The sequence below is a fragment of the Massilia sp. CT11-108 genome, assembly GCF_047302915.1.
GTDB lineage: Bacteria > Pseudomonadota > Gammaproteobacteria > Burkholderiales > Burkholderiaceae_D > Telluria > Telluria orientalis.
Genome location: NZ_JBKYMO010000067.1, coordinates 1 through 17,768, shown reverse-complemented (window position 1 = coordinate 17,768; position 17,768 = coordinate 1). Strand labels below are relative to the sequence as shown.

The window sequence follows — 17,768 nt, the reverse complement described above, 5'->3', positions numbered from 1 at the left end:
GCGACCAGGCCGGGCAGCTTGTCCCGGTCGACGTCGACGATCAGCGCGTCGATTTCGACCTGGCGCGGCAACACGTCGAGCTGCTCGATGAGTGCCTGGTACATGGCGCGCTTGCCGGCCGCGTCGTGGATGATGACGGCGTTAAGCGAGGGGTCGGCGTCGATGCGCGGATGGCCGGCGTCGGCGGCCTGCACGGAGGCGGAGGCCGGCTGCCCGACCAGCAGGTTCGACAGGATCGTCTTCATGCCGGGGATGGTTTCCGTCCTGCCGCGGGCGGTGATCACGCGGTCGGTCGCGCCGGCGTACTTCAGGCGGAACACCATCGGCTGCATGTCGTTCATGGCGTCGCCTGGCCGGGCGGGCACCAGGACCTCGCGCGCCAGGCGGACGTACTCGCGCGGCCCGCTGATGACGACGGCGCCTTCCTTCGGCAGTTCCACCCAGCCGAAGCGGCTCTCGTACAAACCCACGCCGGCCAGCACGCCCCTGGCATCCCGCACGGCGTTCGCGCCAAGCTCGAGGCGCATCGACACATTGTCTTCGCGGGGAACGATATGCAGCGTGTCGCCGTAGACGAACCAGCGGAAGCGGCAGGCCTGCGCCAACCGGTCCAGCAGGTCGGCGCCGCCACTCGCGCGCAGGGTTTCTTGTTTCACGGCGCGATCCGGCACGTCGAACACGACCTCCACGCCGTACTCGGTGGCGAACCGCTCCAGCACCTGGTGCAGTGGCATGCCGGCGGTATCGAGTGCGAAGCCGTGGTCCTTCCAGCCCGCCGGGACTGCGGCGTGCGCGGCAGGTGCCCAGAGCGACGTCGCCACCGTGGTCGCCGTCATCAGCGCCAGCGTCCCGCGCCGCCAGAATCTCGAGCTCGTCCCAAGGCCGGGACAGAAAATGTTAGCGCACAACATCATTGTAACTCCTACCACTTTTTAGCCGCCCAATGCCGGCTCAAAATGCTTCCGGCTATGGTTTCTCACGGTATTCGATGCGCTTTTCGCTCGCTCGACATCGGCGCGGCAATTCGCCGAAATCCGCTCCAACACGAACCGGATTCAGTCATGCTGGAAGCGAGAAAATTTCGGCAAGGAAACAATTAATTCGTTGCGTAGTCTACCTCGGGCACAAAAATAAACTCAAGATTTTTTGATAAAGCTCAATGCTTTTTAAGGAATGACGCATTATCGCCACAGCATGAACCTTGTTTAGTAAATAAATGCGCCTCGCCGGTAAAAGCGATAAGGACAGACAGGGCCGAATACGACCCAAAAAGAGGGAAACCGCGAAAAAACTTAAACGATAAAACACTCCAGTAACTTGAATCCCGATTCTGTTTCCAGATTGACGGATTCAATTGCCGCGGGAATCAGGACGCAATCGCCGATACGCACGTCCAGCCGCCCCCGGCCATAATCGATCGTATAGGCTCCATGTACGCAGACATGGATAACGAACGAGTCGAACGCGTAATTCCGCACGACCGTTTCGGAACACGCCAATATATCGGCCGTGAAATGCTCGCAGTGCACGAGGCGGGCAGGCGCATTCAGGATTTCCTGATACGCGAGCCTGCAATCCTGATCGGCACCGACATCCAGTGCGGCGATGGCGTTGTCCGTGTCCAGCGCGCGCCGGCGTCCATTCGCGTCGACGCGGTCGTAGTCATGGATCCGGTAGGTCACGTCGGACGCCTGCTGGATCTCGGCGATCAGGACGCCCTTCCCTATGGCGTGGACCCTGCCGGCGGGCAGGAAAAACACGTCGCCCGCCGCGACGGCGTGACGGTTCAGGATGTCGTCGACCCGGCCGCATTCGAATCTTTCGCGGCACAGGGCGGCACTGACTGGCCGATTGAACCCGGCAATCAGCGTCGCGCCGGGATCGGCCTGGATCACGTACCACATTTCCGTTTTTCCCGGCGAATCGTGTTTCATACCGGCCAGCACATCGCCGGGATGCACCTGGATCGATAAATCGTCGGCGGCGTCGATGAATTTGACGAGCAAGGGAAAACGATTACCAAAGCGCGCATACGGGGTTTTCCCGACAAGGCATTCCCGATAATCCATCAGTAAAGCCGAAAGCGAAGTACCGGCCAGCGCGCCATTTTTCACCAGCGAATCGTCCGACGGCAGTCCGCACACTTCCCACGACTCGCCGCAACGCGACCCGGGCGGGCAGTCCCTGGCGAGATGGCTGAATAACTTTCGCCCGCCCCATATTTTATCCTTGTATATACTTTTGAATATCAGGGGATATAAATCCGACATCGTTCGCGAGATAATGTTGATATCTTTTTTTGTCGACTGGCAAATATGCATGTCAGTCGCCGAATACGGATTTTTATTCCGCGACAGGACAATCGGCTGTATTGAGATTCAATCGCCGCGACGTAATCTGGCGCTGCGGTGCCGCCTGCGTCGCGCTTGTTCCGGCAATATGGAAGCGGGCCACCGCCTCGGCCAGCCGGGCCGATTGTTCACGCAAACTTTCCGCGGCCGCGGCAGCTTCGCCGACGAGCGCGGCATTCTGCTCCGTCATCCCGTTCATCAGGCCGATCGCGACGCTGATCCCGCCGATGCTCGCACCCTGCTCGGCGCTGGCCGCGGAAATCTGACTGACCAGCTCGGCAACGCGGCGCACGGCCTTGACGATCTGGTCCATGGTCGCGGCGGACTCGCCGACCAGCGCATGGCCGGCGTCGACCTGGGTCACCGAGTCGCGAATCAGCGTATCGATCTGCCGCGCCGCCCCGGCCGAACGCTGCGCCAGTTCCCGGATCTCCGCCGCCACCACGGCGAAACCGCGGCCGGCCTCACCGGCGCGGGCCGCCTCGACGGCCGCGTTGAGGGCGAGGATATTGGTCTGGAACGCGATTGAATTGATGACCGTGGTGATGTCGACGATCCTGTCCGAACTTGCCTTGATCGACCCCATCGTGTCCGACACGCGCGCGGCCACCTCGCTGCCGCGCTGCGCGCAGGCGTACGCGGCCGTGCTCAGTTCCTGTGCCTGCCGCGCATTCTCGGCGTTGCCGCCGACCGTGTCCTCCAGGCGCGCCATGGCGGCGGTGGTCTGGCGGAGCGTGCCCGCCTGCTGTTCGGTGCGCGTCGACAAATCCAGGTTGCCCTCGGCGATCTGGCGCGACGCCACGAGCACGTGCTCGCTGCCGGCGGTGATCTGCGCGATCGCCGCGAACAGGTTCTGCTGCATGAGCTTCAGGGCGCGCATCAGCTGGCCCGCCTCGTCCTTGCCGCCGGTGTCGATCGCCACGTGGAGATCGCCGCCGGCGATGGTGTCGGCGATGCGCGCCGCGCGCCGCAGCGGCGTGGTGATCGACCGCGTGATGTACACCGCGCACAGCGCGCCGAGGAGCAGCATCGCCAGGCCGGCGCCGAGCATGTGGACTTGCGCCGTGCGGTAGCGCGTGCGCGAGTGGTCGCGGGTGCGCGCCATGGCGTCCTGCTCGGCATTGGCCAGGGTGTCGAGCGCGTCGATCCAGCCCGCGTACCTGGGCGCGAAATCGGTTTTCAGCATCACGGCCGCATCGAACAGATTGCCCGACGCGGCGGTGGACTGGATATTCCGCAGCGACGGCATCAACGCCTGCTTGCGCCGGCGCACCTCGGCCAGGGCGTCCGCGTCGACCGCGCCATGCTGCAAGGCCCGCTCGGCCTCGTCGTAGTCGCCCAGCAGGCGCACCAGCGCGGCGGCCGCGTCGGTGCCCTCTTTCCCATCCGTGGGCGCGGCGATCCGGCGCATGGCCAGCGCGATCTCCGCGCCGGCATGCCGCATCCGCAGCGCGCCGTTCAGGCTGACCAGGCGGCTGCCGACGATGTGCTCGGTATCGCTCTGCAATACGCCCATGTTGCCGAGCCCGATGCCGAGCAAGGCACTTGCACACAACAGGACGAGGCCGAAACCCAGCGCGAGCCTCGCGCCGATATGAAGATTGACGATTGCGCGCATGAGAGCTCTCCCGGTGGCGGTGAATGTCAACAGGCCGTCACGCGCGCAGCACCGACACGCCGCGTTGGTGTATGCCCAGGCTGACCGGGTCGGCCACGTTGCGCGACCGGTCGACGTGGGGGCAGACGACGAACAGCTCGCCGATTTCGGTATCCAGCGTGTACTCGTAGAAGCCGCCGAGATAGGTGGCCTTGCGCACCCTGGCCGCCAGCCCGTACTGGCCGAGATCGCCGACGATCCACGCCTCGGGCCGCACCGCCACGAGCGCCCGTCCAGTGGGAACGGCATCCGGCGCGCGCCAGGAGAGCGGCCCCAGCTGCACCTCGCCGCCATGGGTCACATTGGCCGGCAACAGCAGGGCCTCGCCCATGAAGCCGGCCACGAACTCGCTGTTGGGGCGTTCGTACAGGTCCGATGGCGAGCCCGCCTGCGCGATCAGCCCGTCGCGCATGACGATGATCTGGTCCGACACCGCCAGCGCTTCGCTCTGGTCGTGCGTGACGTAGGCCACGGTCAGTTGCAGGCGCTGCTGCAACGCGCGGATTTCGTCGCGCATCTGGCGCCGCAGCCGCGCGTCCAGGTTCGACAGCGGTTCGTCGAACAGCAGCACGGCCGGCTCCAGCACGAGAGCGCGCGCCAACGCCACGCGCTGCTGCTGACCGCCGGACAACTCGCCCGGCCAGCGCGTGCCGAAACCTTTCAACCCCACCGTGTCGAGCGCGGCGTTGACGCGTTCCTTCGTGCGCTCGCGGTCCACGCCGGCCACCGTCAGGCCGTACGCGACGTTATTGAAAATATTCATGTGCGGGAACAGCGCGTAGCTCTGGAAGACCAGGCTGACGTTGCGCTCCGCCGCCGACAGGGTGGTCACGTCGACGCCGTCGATCAGGATCTGGCCGCCGGTCGGGCTTTCCAGGCCGGCGATCATGCGCAGGGTCGTGGTCTTGCCGCAGCCCGAGGGGCCGAGCAGGGTCGTCAGGGTGCCCTTCGGCACCGTGAAGTTGATGCCTTTGACCGCCAGGGCGCCGTTCTTGGTGTAGGCCTTGGTGATGTTCTTGAATTCGATTCCGGGCTTCATGATGGCTCCTCGTTTTTGTTCGTTATGAGATCACCGGCGCTGCCTGCGCCGTGTCTTCCTGCTGTTCCTGCTGGCGCTTGCGGCGTCCCAGCGAGCGCTCCCCCACCATCCATTGGATGAGCCCGGTGGCGGCGAGCATCAAGAGCGTCAGCACCGTGCAATAGGCCAGCGCCACGCCGTACTCGCCGTTGCCGACCCGGCCGATGATGAAGGTGGTGGCCAGCTCGTTCTCGGCGCTCACCAGGAAGATCACGGACGACACGGTCGTCATGGCGCGCACGAAGGAATACACGAGCGACGTGACCAGCGCCGGGCGCAGCAGCGGAAGAATGACGCGGCGCAGGGTGGTCGGCGTCGACGCGCCCAGCATGCTCGACGCCTCGTCGAGGCTCTTGTCGATCTGCTTGAACGCGGCCGTGCCGGCGCGGATGCTGACCGGCAGGTTACGGAACACGAAGCACACCATGATGATCAGGCCGGTGCCGGTCAGTTCGAACGGCGGCACGTTGAATGCCGTGACGTACGCCACGCCCAGCACGGTGCCGGGGACCGCGAAGGCCAGCAAGGCGCCGAACTCGAACGCGTTCTGGCCGCGGAACTTGACGCGGGCCAGCAGGTAGGCGACGAGCAGGCCGAACAGGGCCGTCACCGGCGCGGCCGCGCCGGCGAGGCGCAACGTCGTCAGCAGCGATTGCCACGCGGCGCCGGTCAGCGCGAAGCCGCCGTTCCAGTCGATGCCGAACGCGGTGTGGAAGTGCTGGAACGTCAGGCTGAAGTCGCGTCCCCACAGCTTGACGAAACCGCCGGCGAACGCGAACAGGTAGATGATGGCGGTGAAGGCGAGCCATGGCACGGCCACACCCATGGCGACGCGGCGGACCGGCGTGGGCAGCGCGGGCGGAATGCCGTTGTCGCCCTTGCCCGACATGCTGGTATAGCTGCCCTTGCCGAGCGCCTTGCGCTGGAGGACGAAGACGGCGAGCGCGAACGCGCTGAGGATCAGCGCCAACGACGCGGCGCGCCCCGGATCGATCTGCGCGCCGACGATGGCGAAGAAGATCTCGGTCGAGAGCACGGAGAACTGCCCGCCCACGACGATCGGATTGCCGAAGTCGCTCATCGACTCGATGAAGCCGACCAGGAAGGCGTTGGCCAGGCCGGGCCCGAGCAGCGGCAGCGTGATCGAGATGAACGCGTACATCGGCTTGGCGCGCAGGGTTTGCGCCGCCTCCTCGAGCGTGGGCGCGATGGCTTGCGTGACGCCGCGCATCATCAGGTACGAGATCGGCGTGAACGCGATCATCTGGGCCAGCCACACCCCTTTGGCGCTGTAGAACCAGCGCGAGGGCTCCAGCCCAAACAATTGTTCCAGCGCCTCGTTGACGAGTCCGGCGCGTCCGAACAGCAGGATCAGGCCCAGGCCCACCACGAACGGCGGCGTCACGATGGGCAGGATCGACATCACGCGCACCAGCGGCCTGGCGCGTACCAGCGCGCGCTCGGTCAGCAGCGCCAGCAAGGTGCCCAGGACCGTGGTGCCGGTGGCGGTGGCCAATGCCAGGCCCAGCGTATTCCACGCCACGCCGCAGCTTTGCGCCCCGCTGACGCAGCGCAGGCTCCACACGCGCGAACTGGACAGGCGCGCCCAGGCCTCGGTCGCGCTGAGCTGCCCGGCTTCGTCGAACAGGGCGCCGCTCAGCGATTTGAGCACCGGCTCGGCGATGAACAGGATCAAGGCGGCGGCGCACAGGACGACGGCGCCGGCGACGAATTCGTTACCCTGGAAATAGCCGAGGCGGGCGAGTCCCACCCCCAGCAGCACCAGCAGGGACACCAGCACGATCGCCGCGCCCCAGCCGAATCCGAACTGGCCGACCGCGAGCTCGAGCGCGCCCGCCTGCAGCGACGGCCACACCCAGCCTTGCACGCCGATCGCGTAGCCCGCGCCGAGCATGCCGGCCAACCCCACCCCGGCGCTGCCCAGCAGGACGAACGCCTGTGCGCGCCGCGCACGGAGGAGCAGGCCGCCCAGCGCGACGACGGGCGCGACCAGGGGCAGGAACAGCCACGGACGCTGGAACGCAGCGGCCTGCAGCCAGGCGTTGGCCGCGCCGACGTCGCTGAAGATCGCGCCGAAGTCGCGCAGCCACTTGAAATCGTCAGGCACACCGTACCAGGGCAGTAGTCCCGACGCCGCGATGGCGAGCATGGCCCAGCATCCCGGGACACCGCCAAACCAGGTTTTTTGTTTCATGATTGTTTTCCGATCCCCAGGCCGGGGCCAAATATTGCAATCGGAGCGGTGCCGGTGGGGCACCGCTCCCTCGGTGGCACCGGCGTCAATCGCCGTTGACTTCCTTTTCCCAGCGCTCGAGCAGACGCTTGCGTTCGGTCGCCTTGCCGTACTTCGCGAAGTCGTAGTTGATCAACTTGATGTGCGAGACGTCCGGCACCCGCGGATCGACTTTCGCGGCCTTGTTCGAGGGGAGCTGGAACTGCTTGGCCGCCGCACCGAGTTCCTGCGCCTTCGCGGTCAGCGCCCAGTCGTAGAACCGCTTGGCGTTGGCGAGATTGCGCGCGCCCTTGACGATCGACATCGATCCGATTTCGTAGCCGGTCCCTTCGCACGGCGTCACGCTCTTCACCGGGAAACCCTGGATGACTTCGCCCGGCACGTCGTGCACGAAACTGATCGAGATCGTGTTCTCGCCATGCGACACGTTCTTCAGCGGCCCGGTGCCGGAGCGCGGGTACTGGCTGATGTTCTTGTGCAGCTTCTTCAGGTACTCGAATGCCTTGTCTTCGCCCGTGAGCTGGACGAGGGTGGCGATCGCCATGTAGGCGGTCCCCGAGGAATTCGGATTGGCCATCTGGATCTCGCCCTTGTACTGCGGCTGGATCAGGTCCATCCAGCACATCGGGACCGGCAGCTTTTTCTTCGCCATCAACTCGGTGTTGTAGGCGAACCCGAGCGGACCGGAATACAGGCCGACCGTCTTGTACTTGGCCTGCTTGGCCTGCTCCACCGCCCAGTCGCGCAACAGGTTGATGTTGGGGGACTGGTAGGCCAGGGTCAGGTCCTTCTCGGCCGCCTGCAGGTGCGGATCGCCCGTGCCGCCGAACCACACGTCGGTTTTCGGATTGGCGCTTTCGGCGGCGATCTGCGCCAGCGCTTCGCCGGCGCCCTTTTGCACCATGTTGACCTTGATGCCGGTCTCGCGCGAGAACGTGGTCTGCACCAGGTTGCACCATTCGACCTGCACGCCGCAGATCAGATTCAGGGTGCCGCCAGCGGCGCTGGCCGGGCCGGCGGCGAGCGCCAGCAGGGGAGCCCCGAGGGCGCCCACGATAAATCGTTTCATGTTGTCTCCGTTTTAAGTACTGCCGGGAATGGCTTAGAAGGCGTAGCGCAGGCCGGCGCCGATGGCGCGCGACTGCGCGCCGGTGGCAGGGCCGACGCCGCCGGAATCGAAGTCATAACGGCCGCGCGCCTCGTTCTTGACGATGGCGGCGAAGGTTTCGAACATCATCTGTTTGTTGAACACGTACTGGTAGGCGATGACGGCGTTGCGGGCGCCCGTATCGTTGCCGTTGCAGGCGGCGCCGTTGCCGTACTCGCAGTGGACGTCGCTGCCCACGCCATAGCCGCCGTACACGACGTGCTTGCCGAAGGCGTGCCTGGCGGAGATGACGGTGCCGTGCTTGGTCAGCAGGCTTTTCGCCGTGCCGGTGGCGTTGGCGTCCGACAGGCGCATGCGGTCGTGGCCCAGGCCGAGGATGGTGCCGTCCGGCAGGGTGTAGCGCATGCCGAAGCGGAAGTCGCGGTCGCGCGTGTTGTGGTCGTTGGTGCCGTTCAGCGTGCCCTTGTCGTTGCGCTGTTCGCCCGACACGCGCAGCTCGAGCGGGCCGTGGACGTACTGCAGGCCGAGGCTGAAGCTGCCGTCGTTCAGGTGCGGGCTGTTGGTCGTGCCCACGGCGCTCTTGCCTTCGTTGGCGCTGTAATAGACGCGCGCCGACAGGCCGCCGAAACTGGCCGATTCGAACGCGAGCGTGTTGTCGAAGCGGACGTTGAACTGCGGACCGACGGCCGACTGGCCGCTGGCGCCGGACAGCATGCCCTGGTCGTCCTGCAGGCCCGCGCCCATCGGCGAGAAGTCGGCGGTGCCGCTGTTCCAGCGTGCCGCCGCCGTCATCCGGCCCAGCTTCACGGTACCGACGTCGGCGAACGCGATGCCGACATACACGTCCTTCGCGCTGCCGAACATGCCGCCGGTGGTGTTGGCGTTGCCGTTGTCGGCGGCAATACCGGTGGTGAAGTTGGCCAGGCCGGTCATGCCGTTGCCCAGGTCCACCGAGGCGCGGAAGGCCAGCTCGGAACTGACGTTGCTGACCCGGAAGCGGCCGCGCTTGTCCTGGGCCGGCACCGCGGCGTCGACCGCGTCGACGTACTCGAACTGGGCATCGCCCACGCCGGAGACCGCAAAATGCACCGGACCCGCCGCCATGATCGGCTCGGCGTACGCCGCCGACATGCACACCATCGACGCCGCCAGGGCGATACCACTGATCATATTTTTTTTCATTTCATCTCCTGTAAGGCGCTCGGGTAAGCGCCCATCCCTCGTTATGGAAGCCGGCTGTGCGGACCTTCGCACGGCCGGCCCTGCATCGATGTGCCCGCCGGGGGGGGACGGCGTGACGCTCGACTTGGACGCAGTGTATTGAAGCAATTTTTAAATTGCGATATTGCAGTGCCGCAAAACGGCGCCAATCTTGCGGCTGGCTTTCAGCCTCCTTTCAATTGGCTTTCAGTAAGTACCTTTTTCCGTCCGGAAAGTTCATTCGCCTTCCATTTTTTCTCGTGCACAAGTAAATTCCGGGATGTAACAGCAGTGTTCGCGGTATTCCGACTACTCAACGACCCGACGATCTATGAAAATCCTGCTTGTGGAAGACGACGCCGACATGTCGAAAGCGCTGGCCCGCGCACTCGACAAACGCGGTTTCCAGGTCACCACCTGCGCCGATGGCACGCATGCCTTCCGCCAGATCCGCGAAGAAACGAACGACCTGGTCATCCTCGACCTGAACATTCCCAACCTGGACGGCCTGCACATCCTCCAGCGCACCCGCGCCCTGTCGATCGGCGTCCCGATCATCGTGCTGACCGCGCGGGGCGCCGTGGGCGACCGGGTCGCGGGCCTGAACGCCGGCGCCGACGACTACCTCGCCAAGCCGTTCGACCTGGAAGAGCTGGAGGCGCGGATCCACGCTCAGCTGCGGCGCAAGGGAAATGGGGAAGAGTCGATGCAGAAATGCGGGAGGCTGCGCTTCGAACGCAGTTCGGGCGCGTTCTACAACGGCGAGGCCCCGCTCGAATTCACGCCCCGCGAGCAGGCCCTGCTGAAGGCGTTGATCGCCCGCCCGGGCCACGCCGTCAATCGCGAACGCCTGCTGCAGGTGGTCTTTCCCGACGACGCCAACGTCCAGGTCGAGGCCATCGAGGTGGTCATCCACCGCCTGCGCAAGAAGCTGATGGCGACCCAGACCGAGATCATGACGTTGCGCGGCGTCGGCTACCTCCTGCGACCCGAAACCGCGCGGCCCGCATGAAGTTCGCGCTGCGCGACCGTTCGCTGCGCCGCTATCTGCTGGCCGGCATCCTGGCGCCGATCGCCCTGTTCATCGTCCTCAACGCCATTCATTTGTACTTGCATGCGCTCGATTCGGCCAACACCGCCTACGACCGCATGCTGGTGACCACCGCGTATTCGATCGGCAACAATATCGCGGTGGAGGATGGTCACCTGCTCACCAACGTGGCCTTCGCCTCCCTGGAAGTCTACGAAGCCGGGTTTTCCACCCGGATGATTTACAAGATCAGCGACCGGAACGGCAGGTATATCGCCGGCGATCAGGACTTGCCGACGTTCCGCCCCGGCGGCGCGCGGTGGCCGAAAGCGCCCACCCTGCTGAAGGTGTACGAGAGCACCTATGGCAGCGCCCCGGTGCGCGTGGCCGCGCTGGCGCAACCATCGAAACTGCAGCACCCGGAAGACGATCTGATCATCCAGATCGCCGAACCGCTGTCGTATCGCCGCGAGGTGGCGCGCGACATTCTGTGGAGTGCGGTGCTTGGGCAGACGCTGTTGCTTGCGGTCGTGGCCGGCGTGACGATGGCCGTCGTCACGCTGGCCTTGCGCCCGCTCGACAGCCTGCGCACGCAACTCGATGCGCGCCATGAGGACGACCTGTCGGCACTCCACTGCGCGTCCGCGCCGCGCGAACTGCGGCCGGTGGTGGCGGCCCTGAACCAGTTGATGGGCCGGCTGCACCGGATCGTCGACCTGCAGCAGCACTTCGTGGCGAACGCGTCGCACCAGCTGCGCACGCCGCTGGCCGTGCTGCAGACGCAGCTGCAATCGGGGCTGAGCGGCGACATCGAGCCGGAACTCGCGCTGCGCGAAATGCGTTCGACGGTCGAGCGCGCGACCAAGCTGGCGAACCAGCTGCTGTCGCTCGCCCGGATCGAGCAATTGCGGGGCAAGTCCACGCGCGAGCGGTGCAACCTGGCGGACGTGGCGCGCGACGTGGCGATCGACCTGTCGCCGCTAATCTCGGACAAGAACCTCGATTTCGAGCTGGACGCCGGCAACGTCTGGGTCGAGGGCCGTCACTGGATGGCCGCCGAAATGGTGTCGAACCTGTTGCACAACGCGATCCGCCACACGCCGGCCGAGTCCCGCCTCGGCATTCGTGTGGCGCCTCTCGACGACGGTGCCCTGCTGTGCGTCTGGGATTCCGGTCCCGGCATCCCCGACCAGCAGGAGATGCGCGTGTTCGAACCGTTCGCCGCCGCCCACAGTTCGAAAGGCGGCGGCCTGGGCCTCGCGATCTGCGCCGAAATCGCCGACTCGATGCACGCGGAACTCACCCTGTGCAACTGCGGTATGGCGGGCGCGGTCACCGGACTGGAGGCGCGCGTCCTCTTCGCGAACCGCCTGGCCGCCCCCGCCGACTAGGCGCGCCGGCGCCACGCCGCCATCCAGGCCGATGCCATGTCGGACGTCGCGAGGATCGCATCCATCACGCTGCATTCGTCCGGCAGCGCGCCGACGGGCACCATGCGCAAGCCGATGTAGCGGCCGTCGTCCGCGTCCCGGAGGATTTCCAGGTCCCCCACATGCGGCGGCGGGTATCCCCCGTCACCGCACGGCGGCAACATTGCCGTGACCACGAGGTGACTCTTGTCCCGCGCATGCAGGGCGGTACGGGTCAGGATGTCGCCGAACCGGAGCTCGAGGACCGGCACGCCGCCCTCGTCCTGGCCGGTCAGCGCGACCAGTTCGCGCAGCAGCGCGGTGATCCGGGCAGTGCCGGCGTCATCTTGCAAGTTTGCGCCCCTCGGATGTGTGGTTATGGCGTCTCTCCGCCTTTTCTGGGCAGGCCCCGCATGCGGCCCCAATCGACATCGTCCTCATGGCGACGCGCGGCCGGACCGCGCGATGTCGCCACCAGCTGCCCGTCGCTCAACGACGCGAAGGCCGGATGCCGGTCGGGTTTCCCCGGCGGGTTCTTGGAGAAAAAGTGTTGGATGAAGAAGAGTTTGTCCATGATGTCCAGTCGTTGCTTGCCTGGTCGGCACTGGGCATATGTGCACGGGCGCGGGCCGACGGTTCCGTGGCCATGTGTTTATTCATGAACTTCGATCAAATTATTCGCTATCGTGATATCTAACCTGTGTTCGCCCGACAAGACATTCCCAGAAGTAATGCCGAGTATTTGAACTTGAAATTGGATTTATATCTCATCGGTTCCGATAATGTGCTTACAGTCAAACGAAACGGAGAACAGAGAATGAACATCGCTAAAAACATGGAAGCCATCTTCCTCGCAGCCCTGGTCGTGGCCGTGAGCGTCTCGAACACCTTCGCCGCCCCCGTCGCGCCGCTGCAAGTGGCAGCCCGCGCCGCCGCCCCGACCGCGCCGACCGGCCCGGCCATCACGATCGTCATCGTCGGCAAGCGCCTGACCGCTGCGCAGAAAGCCAAGCTGGCGGCCTGATGCGCAAAATGCCCGCACCGGACGAAAAAAAACGCCAGGTTCACGCACTGGCGTTTTTTTTACCGGCAGACGAACCACCTACCCCGCCAACAGCCGGCGCCGCAGCAGCGCCTCGAGATCGCGCCTCGCATGGCAGACGATGTGAACGTACAACGCTTCACTCGCGCGCTCGAAGATGATGCGATGCTGCCCCGCGAGAAGCTCGCGATACTGATCCAGTTGAAGCTCCTCCAGTTCCTGCACAAGGAGGCCCCTGGAAGGCCACTCCTTGAGTGACCCGACCTCATCGCGGATCTGTTCCGTTACCTTTTTGACGAATGCCGGAGACTGGGAACGCTTCAGGTATTCGCGGATCTCGAGAAGATCGTCGCGCGCGGCATCGGTCCAGATAATTTGCATGAGGTCGTTCAGCTTTCCCTGTCTTCCGCCTCGAACTGCGCGAACAGATCATCATGATCGGTCACTTTGCCCTGTTCGATTTGCTTCTGGCCATGCGCAAGAATGCGGAGCATCGTCAGCTGGTCCTGCATTGTCTGGTAGCTCAAGGGATCCTGGATAACGGCCTGTACCTTGCCGTTCACGGTGATCAGCACCGGCTCGCGCGTCTCCTGCACCTGCTTGACGACATCGCTCGTGTTCGTTTTCAGGAAGCTGATGGGTTGAATATTTTGCACAACGTTCATGAGGCCTCCACAGTCGATGACGGCATCGTAACACGGCATACCTAAATCCAGTACCGAATTTGGCACTATTAACCATGCTTGCGATTCGCATAAAAAAAACCGCCAGGCTCACGCACTGGCGGTTTTACTTGGCTGAACAGCCGGCAGCGGCTTACTGCGCCGCTGCCGCCGCGTCATCCGCAGCCGCTGCCTTCATCGACAGCTTCAGGCGGCCGCGCTCGTCGGTCTCGAGGACCTTCACGCGCACTTGCTGGCCTTCCTTCAGGTAGTCGGCGACGGCGTTCACACGCTCGTTGGCGATCTGCGAGATGTGCAGCAGGCCGTCCTTGCCCGGCATGACCTGGACGATGGCGCCGAAGTCCAGCAGCTTCAGCACGGTACCGTCGTAGGTCTTGCCCACTTCGACCGATGCGGTCAGCTCTTCGATACGGCGCTTGGCTTCCTGGCCGGCGGCGGCGTCGACCGACGCGATGGTCACGATGCCTTCGTCGGTGATGTCGATCTGCGTGCCGGTTTCTTCGGTCAGCGCGCGGATGACGGCGCCGCCCTTGCCGATCACGTCACGGATCTTCTCCGGATTGATCTTGATGGTGATCAGGCGCGGGGCGAAGTCGGACAGTTCCGTCTTCACGGACGGCACGGCCTTCTGCATCTCGACCAGGATGTGCTGGCGCGCTTCCTTGGCTTGCGCCAGTGCCACCTGCATGATTTCCTTGGTGATGCCCTGGATCTTGATGTCCATCTGCAGCGCGGTGATGCCCGCGGTGGTGCCGGCGACCTTGAAGTCCATGTCGCCCAGGTGGTCTTCATCGCCCAGGATGTCGGTCAGGACGGCAAACTTGCCGCCTTCCTTGATCAGGCCCATCGCGATGCCGGCCACGTGGGCCTTCATCGGGACGCCCGCGTCCATCAGTGCCAGGCAGCCGCCGCAGACGGAGGCCATCGACGAGGAACCGTTCGACTCGGTGATTTCCGACACCAGGCGGACCGAGTAGCTGAACTCTTCCGGCGACGGCAGCGCGGCGACCAGCGCGCGCTTGGCCAGGCGGCCGTGGCCGATTTCGCGGCGCTTCGGCGTGCCCACGCGGCCGGTTTCACCGGTGGCGAACGGGGGCATGTTGTAGTGCATCATGAAGTCGTCGGTGTACTCGCCCATCAGCGCGTCGATCTTCTGGCTGTCGCGGCCGGTGCCCAGCGTGGCGATCACGAGGGCCTGGGTTTCGCCGCGGGTGAACAGCGCGGAACCGTGGGTGCGCGGCAGGACGCTCGTGCGGATCGAGATCGGACGCACGGTGCGGGTGTCGCGGCCGTCGATGCGCGGCTCGCCTTCCAGGATCTGCGAACGCACGACCTTGGCTTCCATGTCGAACAGGATGTTGCCGACTTCGACGCTGTCGACGCCTTCGCCCAGCTCGGCCAGCACCAGCGCGGTCGTTTCCTTCAGCTTCTGCGTACGGGCCTGCTTGTCGCGGACCTGGTAGGCTTCGCGGATCTTGCCTTCAGCAATCGCGGTGACGCGGGCGATCAGCTCTTCGTTCTTCGGTGCCGGCGCCCATTCGACTTCCGGCTTGCCGCCTTCTTCGACCAGCGCGTGGATCGCGTCGATGACGGCCTTCATCTGCTCGTGGCCGTAGACGACCGCGCCCAGCATGATTTCTTCCGACAGTTGCTGCGCTTCGGATTCGACCATCAGCACGGCGTGCTCGGTACCGGCGACGACCAGGTCCATCTGCGAGGTCTTGAGCTGGGTGGTGGTCGGGTTCAGGATGTACTGGCCGTTCGCGTAACCGACGCGGGCGGCGCCGATCGGGCCGTTGAACGGGATGCCGGCCACGCACAGGGCGGCCGAGGCACCGATCATCGACGGGATGTCCGGATCGATTTCCGGATTGACGGACAGGACGTGGATGATTACCTGGACTTCGTTCAGATAGCCTTCCGGGAACAGCGGACGGATCGGACGGTCGATCAGGCGCGACGTCAGCGTTTCCTTCTCCGACGGACGGCCTTCACGCTTGAAGAAGCCGCCGGGGATCTTGCCCGCGGCGTAGCTCTTCTCGATGTAGTCGACGGTCAGCGGGAAGAAATCCTGGCCTGGCTTGGCATCCTTCTTGGCCACGACGGTCGCAAGGACGACGGTGTCTTCGACCGACACGAGGACGGCGCCACTGGCTTGACGGGCGATTTCGCCGGTCTCGAGGGTGACGGTATGGTCGCCGTACTGGAAGGTTTTCGTAACTTTGTTAAACATGGGTAATCCCTTTCTATTTGCCGACAGATTTTCAGGCGCTGTCGTTCACCTCAACTACATTTTTTCCTCCGGGGTCGGAGCACGGTGTTCACGGTTGTGCTCTGACCCCGACTTACTTCAAAGAAAAACTCAACGACGGCCAAAACGAAAAATGCCCGCGACAGTGAAACTGACGCAGGCATTTCGAAGCTTGGGCCGTCTGGCGCAATGCTCGGGAACTGCTGATTACTTACGCAGGCCGAGTTTGGCGATCAGGTCGCGGTAACGGTTCAGATCCTTGGCCTTCAGGTAAGCCAGCAGACTCTTACGACGGTTGACCATCATGATCAGGCCACGACGGGAGTGGTGATCCTTCTGGTGTTCCTTGAAGTGGCCGTTCAGTTCGTTGATGCGGGCGGTCAGCAGTGCAACCTGGACTTCCGGCGAACCGGTGTCTTTGTCGCCGCGTGCGTTGTCCGCGATGATCGCGGCCTTGTTGATGTTTTCTACGGTCATGATGTTGCCTTTCACATGCGGTGCAAGAGTCGGAACCCAGCGCACCGTGAATTGATAAAAAACCTGGCCCGGAGGCCAAGACCGGGAAGTATATGGGAAAAGCGCGGGCGAGGCCAGTTTTTCCGCCGCTTCCGTTAAAATCGGGAGGTTGGCGATGCCACAATGGCATGCCCGCTGAACCGTAAATACATGAAAATCACTCTCATCCGCACCGCCGCCGTCCTGGGCATCGCCCTGTCCCTGTCCGCCTGCTCGACCTTCAACCGCACGCCGCCGGCCGGCACGCCGCTGGCCGACGTGACCGCGAAGCTGGGCAAGCCGGACGCCGTCTACCCCGATCCCGCCGGCGGCCAGGTGCTGGAATACCGCGGCCAGCCGATGGGCCAGTACAACCACATGGCACACATCGGCGCCGACGGCCGCCTCGTGGCGTACGAGCAGGCGCTCACCAGCGAGAACTTCGCCAAGGTGCAGCCGGCGCGCTGGACGAAGGACGACGTCCTGCGCACCTTCGGCCGCCCCGCCGAAGTCTCGCGCGACCGCGCGACGGGTGACGAAGTCTGGTCGTACCGCTACAAGCAGGACGGCATCTGGAACTCGTACAGGAACATCTATTTCAACGTCCGCGGCGAAGTACGGCGCACGGACGACACACCGGATCCGCTGCTCGACGACCGTTCGAAGGGCCTGTAACCCAGGAGATCGCGATGATGACCCCGCTCCGTTCGACCCTGTGCGCGACCGCCCTGGCGCTGGTCCTGTCAGGCTGCACGACGATATTGCGCCAGCCGCCGCCGATCGGGGCGCCGCTGACCGCCGTCACCGCGCAGCTCGGGCAGCCGAACGCCGTCTATCCGGATCCCGCCGGCGGCCAGGTACTCGAATACCGTGGCCAGCCGATGGGCCAGTTCCAGTACATGGCGCGCATCGGCCCGGACGGCCGCCTCGTCTCGTACGACCAGGTCCTCACGAGCGAGAACTTCGGCAAGGTCAAAGTCGACCGGTGGACCAAGGACGACATCCTGCGCAATTTCGGCCGTCCCGCCGAGGTGTCGCGGGTGTACGCGCACGACTACGAAGTCTGGTCGTACCGCTACAAGGAAGCGGGAGTGTGGAACTCGATGATGAACGTGCACTTCGATGCGCAGGGCGTCGTGCGCCAGATGCTCAACGGGCCCGACCCGCTGTACGACGACCGTTTCCGCCGCCGCTGATCCGCGCCGGCAGC

Annotated in this window: 18 protein-coding genes; 5 read left to right on the top strand and 13 right to left on the bottom strand. The window is 64.7% G+C overall.

Features of this window, described 5'->3' with window-relative positions; all coding sequences use genetic code 11:
- From ACEN88_RS08540 to ACEN88_RS08510, 7 genes are all read right to left on the bottom strand, one after another.
- Nucleotides 1–836 (bottom strand): secretin N-terminal domain-containing protein (locus tag ACEN88_RS08540; RefSeq protein WP_413338744.1); only part of this gene is annotated, 836 nt, incomplete at its 3' end.
- Nucleotides 837–1,292: 456 nt separating this feature from the next.
- Nucleotides 1,293–2,321 (bottom strand): type I phosphomannose isomerase catalytic subunit, encoded by a 1,029-nt coding sequence (locus ACEN88_RS08535; RefSeq protein ID WP_413338743.1) that lies wholly within the window; start codon nt 2,319–2,321, stop codon nt 1,293–1,295.
- 22 nt (nt 2,322–2,343) lie between these two features.
- Nucleotides 2,344–3,969 carry a methyl-accepting chemotaxis protein gene (locus tag ACEN88_RS08530; protein ID WP_413338741.1) on the bottom strand — a complete coding sequence of 542 codons (1,626 nt, stop codon included), beginning with the start codon at nt 3,967–3,969 and terminating at the stop codon, nt 2,344–2,346.
- 37 nt (nt 3,970–4,006) lie between these two features.
- Nucleotides 4,007–5,047 carry an ABC transporter ATP-binding protein gene (locus tag ACEN88_RS08525; protein ID WP_413338739.1) on the bottom strand — a complete coding sequence of 347 codons (1,041 nt, stop codon included), beginning with the start codon at nt 5,045–5,047 and terminating at the stop codon, nt 4,007–4,009.
- A gap of 22 nt (nt 5,048–5,069) precedes the next feature.
- Nucleotides 5,070–7,301 (bottom strand): ABC transporter permease, encoded by a 2,232-nt coding sequence (locus ACEN88_RS08520; RefSeq protein ID WP_413338737.1) that lies wholly within the window; start codon nt 7,299–7,301, stop codon nt 5,070–5,072.
- Between the two features lie 85 nt (nt 7,302–7,386).
- Nucleotides 7,387–8,409, bottom strand: coding sequence for an ABC transporter substrate-binding protein (locus ACEN88_RS08515; protein ID WP_413338735.1), 1,023 nt, complete (start codon nt 8,407–8,409; stop codon nt 7,387–7,389).
- Nucleotides 8,410–8,442: 33 nt separating this feature from the next.
- Entirely contained in the window at nt 8,443–9,630 is a 1,188-nt protein-coding gene (locus tag ACEN88_RS08510) for a porin (protein WP_413338733.1), read from the bottom strand.
- 349 nt (nt 9,631–9,979) lie between these two features.
- On the opposite strand from ACEN88_RS08510, the gene ACEN88_RS08505 reads away from it, so the two are divergent.
- Both ACEN88_RS08505 and ACEN88_RS08500 read left to right on the top strand, forming a co-directional pair.
- Complete coding sequence (locus tag ACEN88_RS08505) at nt 9,980–10,660, top strand: response regulator (protein WP_413338731.1); 681 nt, start codon at nt 9,980–9,982, stop codon at nt 10,658–10,660.
- On the top strand, nt 10,657–12,069 hold the full coding sequence (locus ACEN88_RS08500; protein ID WP_413338729.1) for a sensor histidine kinase: 1,413 nt from the start codon (nt 10,657–10,659) through the stop codon (nt 12,067–12,069). The genes ACEN88_RS08505 and ACEN88_RS08500 overlap by 4 nt, the downstream gene beginning before the upstream one ends.
- On the opposite strand, the gene ACEN88_RS08495 is transcribed toward ACEN88_RS08500, so the two are convergent.
- On the bottom strand, nt 12,066–12,440 hold the full coding sequence (locus ACEN88_RS08495; protein ID WP_413338727.1) for a hypothetical protein: 375 nt from the start codon (nt 12,438–12,440) through the stop codon (nt 12,066–12,068). The two genes, ACEN88_RS08500 and ACEN88_RS08495, sit on opposite strands and share 4 nt — an antisense overlap.
- Nucleotides 12,441–12,463: 23 nt before the next feature.
- A complete protein-coding gene (locus tag ACEN88_RS08490) occupies nt 12,464–12,661 on the bottom strand; it encodes a hypothetical protein (protein WP_413338725.1) in 198 nt (65 codons plus the stop codon).
- Nucleotides 12,662–12,904: 243 nt separating this feature from the next.
- Here ACEN88_RS08490 and ACEN88_RS08485 point away from each other — a divergent pair, with 243 nt between their 5' ends.
- Nucleotides 12,905–13,111: a hypothetical protein gene (locus tag ACEN88_RS08485; RefSeq protein ID WP_413338723.1), complete on the top strand. Its 207-nt coding sequence runs from the start codon at nt 12,905–12,907 to the stop codon at nt 13,109–13,111.
- A 78-nt stretch (nt 13,112–13,189) separates the two neighbouring features.
- Here the strand turns inward: ACEN88_RS08485 and ACEN88_RS08480 are convergent, their stop codons facing one another.
- The 4 genes from ACEN88_RS08480 to rpsO all read right to left on the bottom strand — a co-directional run bounded on the left by ACEN88_RS08480 (nt 13,190) and on the right by rpsO (nt 16,540).
- Nucleotides 13,190–13,510: a type II toxin-antitoxin system RelE/ParE family toxin gene (locus ACEN88_RS08480; RefSeq protein WP_413338721.1), complete on the bottom strand. Its 321-nt coding sequence runs from the start codon at nt 13,508–13,510 to the stop codon at nt 13,190–13,192.
- An 8-nt stretch (nt 13,511–13,518) separates the two neighbouring features.
- Nucleotides 13,519–13,794, bottom strand: coding sequence for a type II toxin-antitoxin system Phd/YefM family antitoxin (locus tag ACEN88_RS08475; protein WP_413338719.1), 276 nt, complete (start codon nt 13,792–13,794; stop codon nt 13,519–13,521).
- A gap of 151 nt (nt 13,795–13,945) precedes the next feature.
- Nucleotides 13,946–16,045: a polyribonucleotide nucleotidyltransferase gene (gene pnp / locus ACEN88_RS08470; RefSeq protein ID WP_413338717.1), complete on the bottom strand. Its 2,100-nt coding sequence runs from the start codon at nt 16,043–16,045 to the stop codon at nt 13,946–13,948.
- A 225-nt stretch (nt 16,046–16,270) separates the two neighbouring features.
- Nucleotides 16,271–16,540 carry a 30S ribosomal protein S15 gene (rpsO, locus tag ACEN88_RS08465; RefSeq protein ID WP_056137414.1) on the bottom strand — a complete coding sequence of 90 codons (270 nt, stop codon included), beginning with the start codon at nt 16,538–16,540 and terminating at the stop codon, nt 16,271–16,273.
- Nucleotides 16,541–16,729: 189 nt separating this feature from the next.
- Between rpsO and ACEN88_RS08460 the strand changes: the two genes are divergently transcribed.
- Both ACEN88_RS08460 and ACEN88_RS08455 read left to right on the top strand, forming a co-directional pair.
- Nucleotides 16,730–17,233: a hypothetical protein gene (locus tag ACEN88_RS08460; protein WP_413338714.1), complete on the top strand. Its 504-nt coding sequence runs from the start codon at nt 16,730–16,732 to the stop codon at nt 17,231–17,233.
- A 14-nt stretch (nt 17,234–17,247) separates the two neighbouring features.
- Nucleotides 17,248–17,754 carry a hypothetical protein gene (locus ACEN88_RS08455; protein WP_413338712.1) on the top strand — a complete coding sequence of 169 codons (507 nt, stop codon included), beginning with the start codon at nt 17,248–17,250 and terminating at the stop codon, nt 17,752–17,754.
- Nucleotides 17,755–17,768: the final 14 nt, after the last annotated feature.

Excerpts from the sequence above, each read along its gene's own strand:
- ACEN88_RS08535 (WP_413338743.1), bottom strand. The coding sequence starts at position 2,321 with ATGCATATTTGCCAGTCGACAAAAAAAGATATCAACATTATCTCGCGA.
- ACEN88_RS08530 (WP_413338741.1), bottom strand. The coding sequence starts at position 3,969 with ATGCGCGCAATCGTCAATCTTCATATCGGCGCGAGGCTCGCGCTGGGT.
- ACEN88_RS08525 (WP_413338739.1), bottom strand. The coding sequence starts at position 5,047 with ATGAAGCCCGGAATCGAATTCAAGAACATCACCAAGGCCTACACCAAG.
- ACEN88_RS08520 (WP_413338737.1), bottom strand. The coding sequence starts at position 7,301 with ATGAAACAAAAAACCTGGTTTGGCGGTGTCCCGGGATGCTGGGCCATG.
- ACEN88_RS08515 (WP_413338735.1), bottom strand. The coding sequence starts at position 8,409 with ATGAAACGATTTATCGTGGGCGCCCTCGGGGCTCCCCTGCTGGCGCTC.
- ACEN88_RS08510 (WP_413338733.1), bottom strand. The coding sequence starts at position 9,630 with ATGAAAAAAAATATGATCAGTGGTATCGCCCTGGCGGCGTCGATGGTG.
- ACEN88_RS08505 (WP_413338731.1), top strand. The coding sequence starts at position 9,980 with ATGAAAATCCTGCTTGTGGAAGACGACGCCGACATGTCGAAAGCGCTG.
- ACEN88_RS08500 (WP_413338729.1), top strand. The coding sequence starts at position 10,657 with ATGAAGTTCGCGCTGCGCGACCGTTCGCTGCGCCGCTATCTGCTGGCC.
- ACEN88_RS08490 (WP_413338725.1), bottom strand. The coding sequence starts at position 12,661 with ATGGACAAACTCTTCTTCATCCAACACTTTTTCTCCAAGAACCCGCCG.
- ACEN88_RS08485 (WP_413338723.1), top strand. The coding sequence starts at position 12,905 with ATGAACATCGCTAAAAACATGGAAGCCATCTTCCTCGCAGCCCTGGTC.
- ACEN88_RS08480 (WP_413338721.1), bottom strand. The coding sequence starts at position 13,510 with ATGCAAATTATCTGGACCGATGCCGCGCGCGACGATCTTCTCGAGATC.
- ACEN88_RS08475 (WP_413338719.1), bottom strand. The coding sequence starts at position 13,794 with ATGAACGTTGTGCAAAATATTCAACCCATCAGCTTCCTGAAAACGAAC.
- pnp (WP_413338717.1), bottom strand. The coding sequence starts at position 16,045 with ATGTTTAACAAAGTTACGAAAACCTTCCAGTACGGCGACCATACCGTC.
- rpsO (WP_056137414.1), bottom strand. The coding sequence starts at position 16,540 with ATGACCGTAGAAAACATCAACAAGGCCGCGATCATCGCGGACAACGCA.
- ACEN88_RS08460 (WP_413338714.1), top strand. The coding sequence starts at position 16,730 with ATGAAAATCACTCTCATCCGCACCGCCGCCGTCCTGGGCATCGCCCTG.
- ACEN88_RS08455 (WP_413338712.1), top strand. The coding sequence starts at position 17,248 with ATGATGACCCCGCTCCGTTCGACCCTGTGCGCGACCGCCCTGGCGCTG.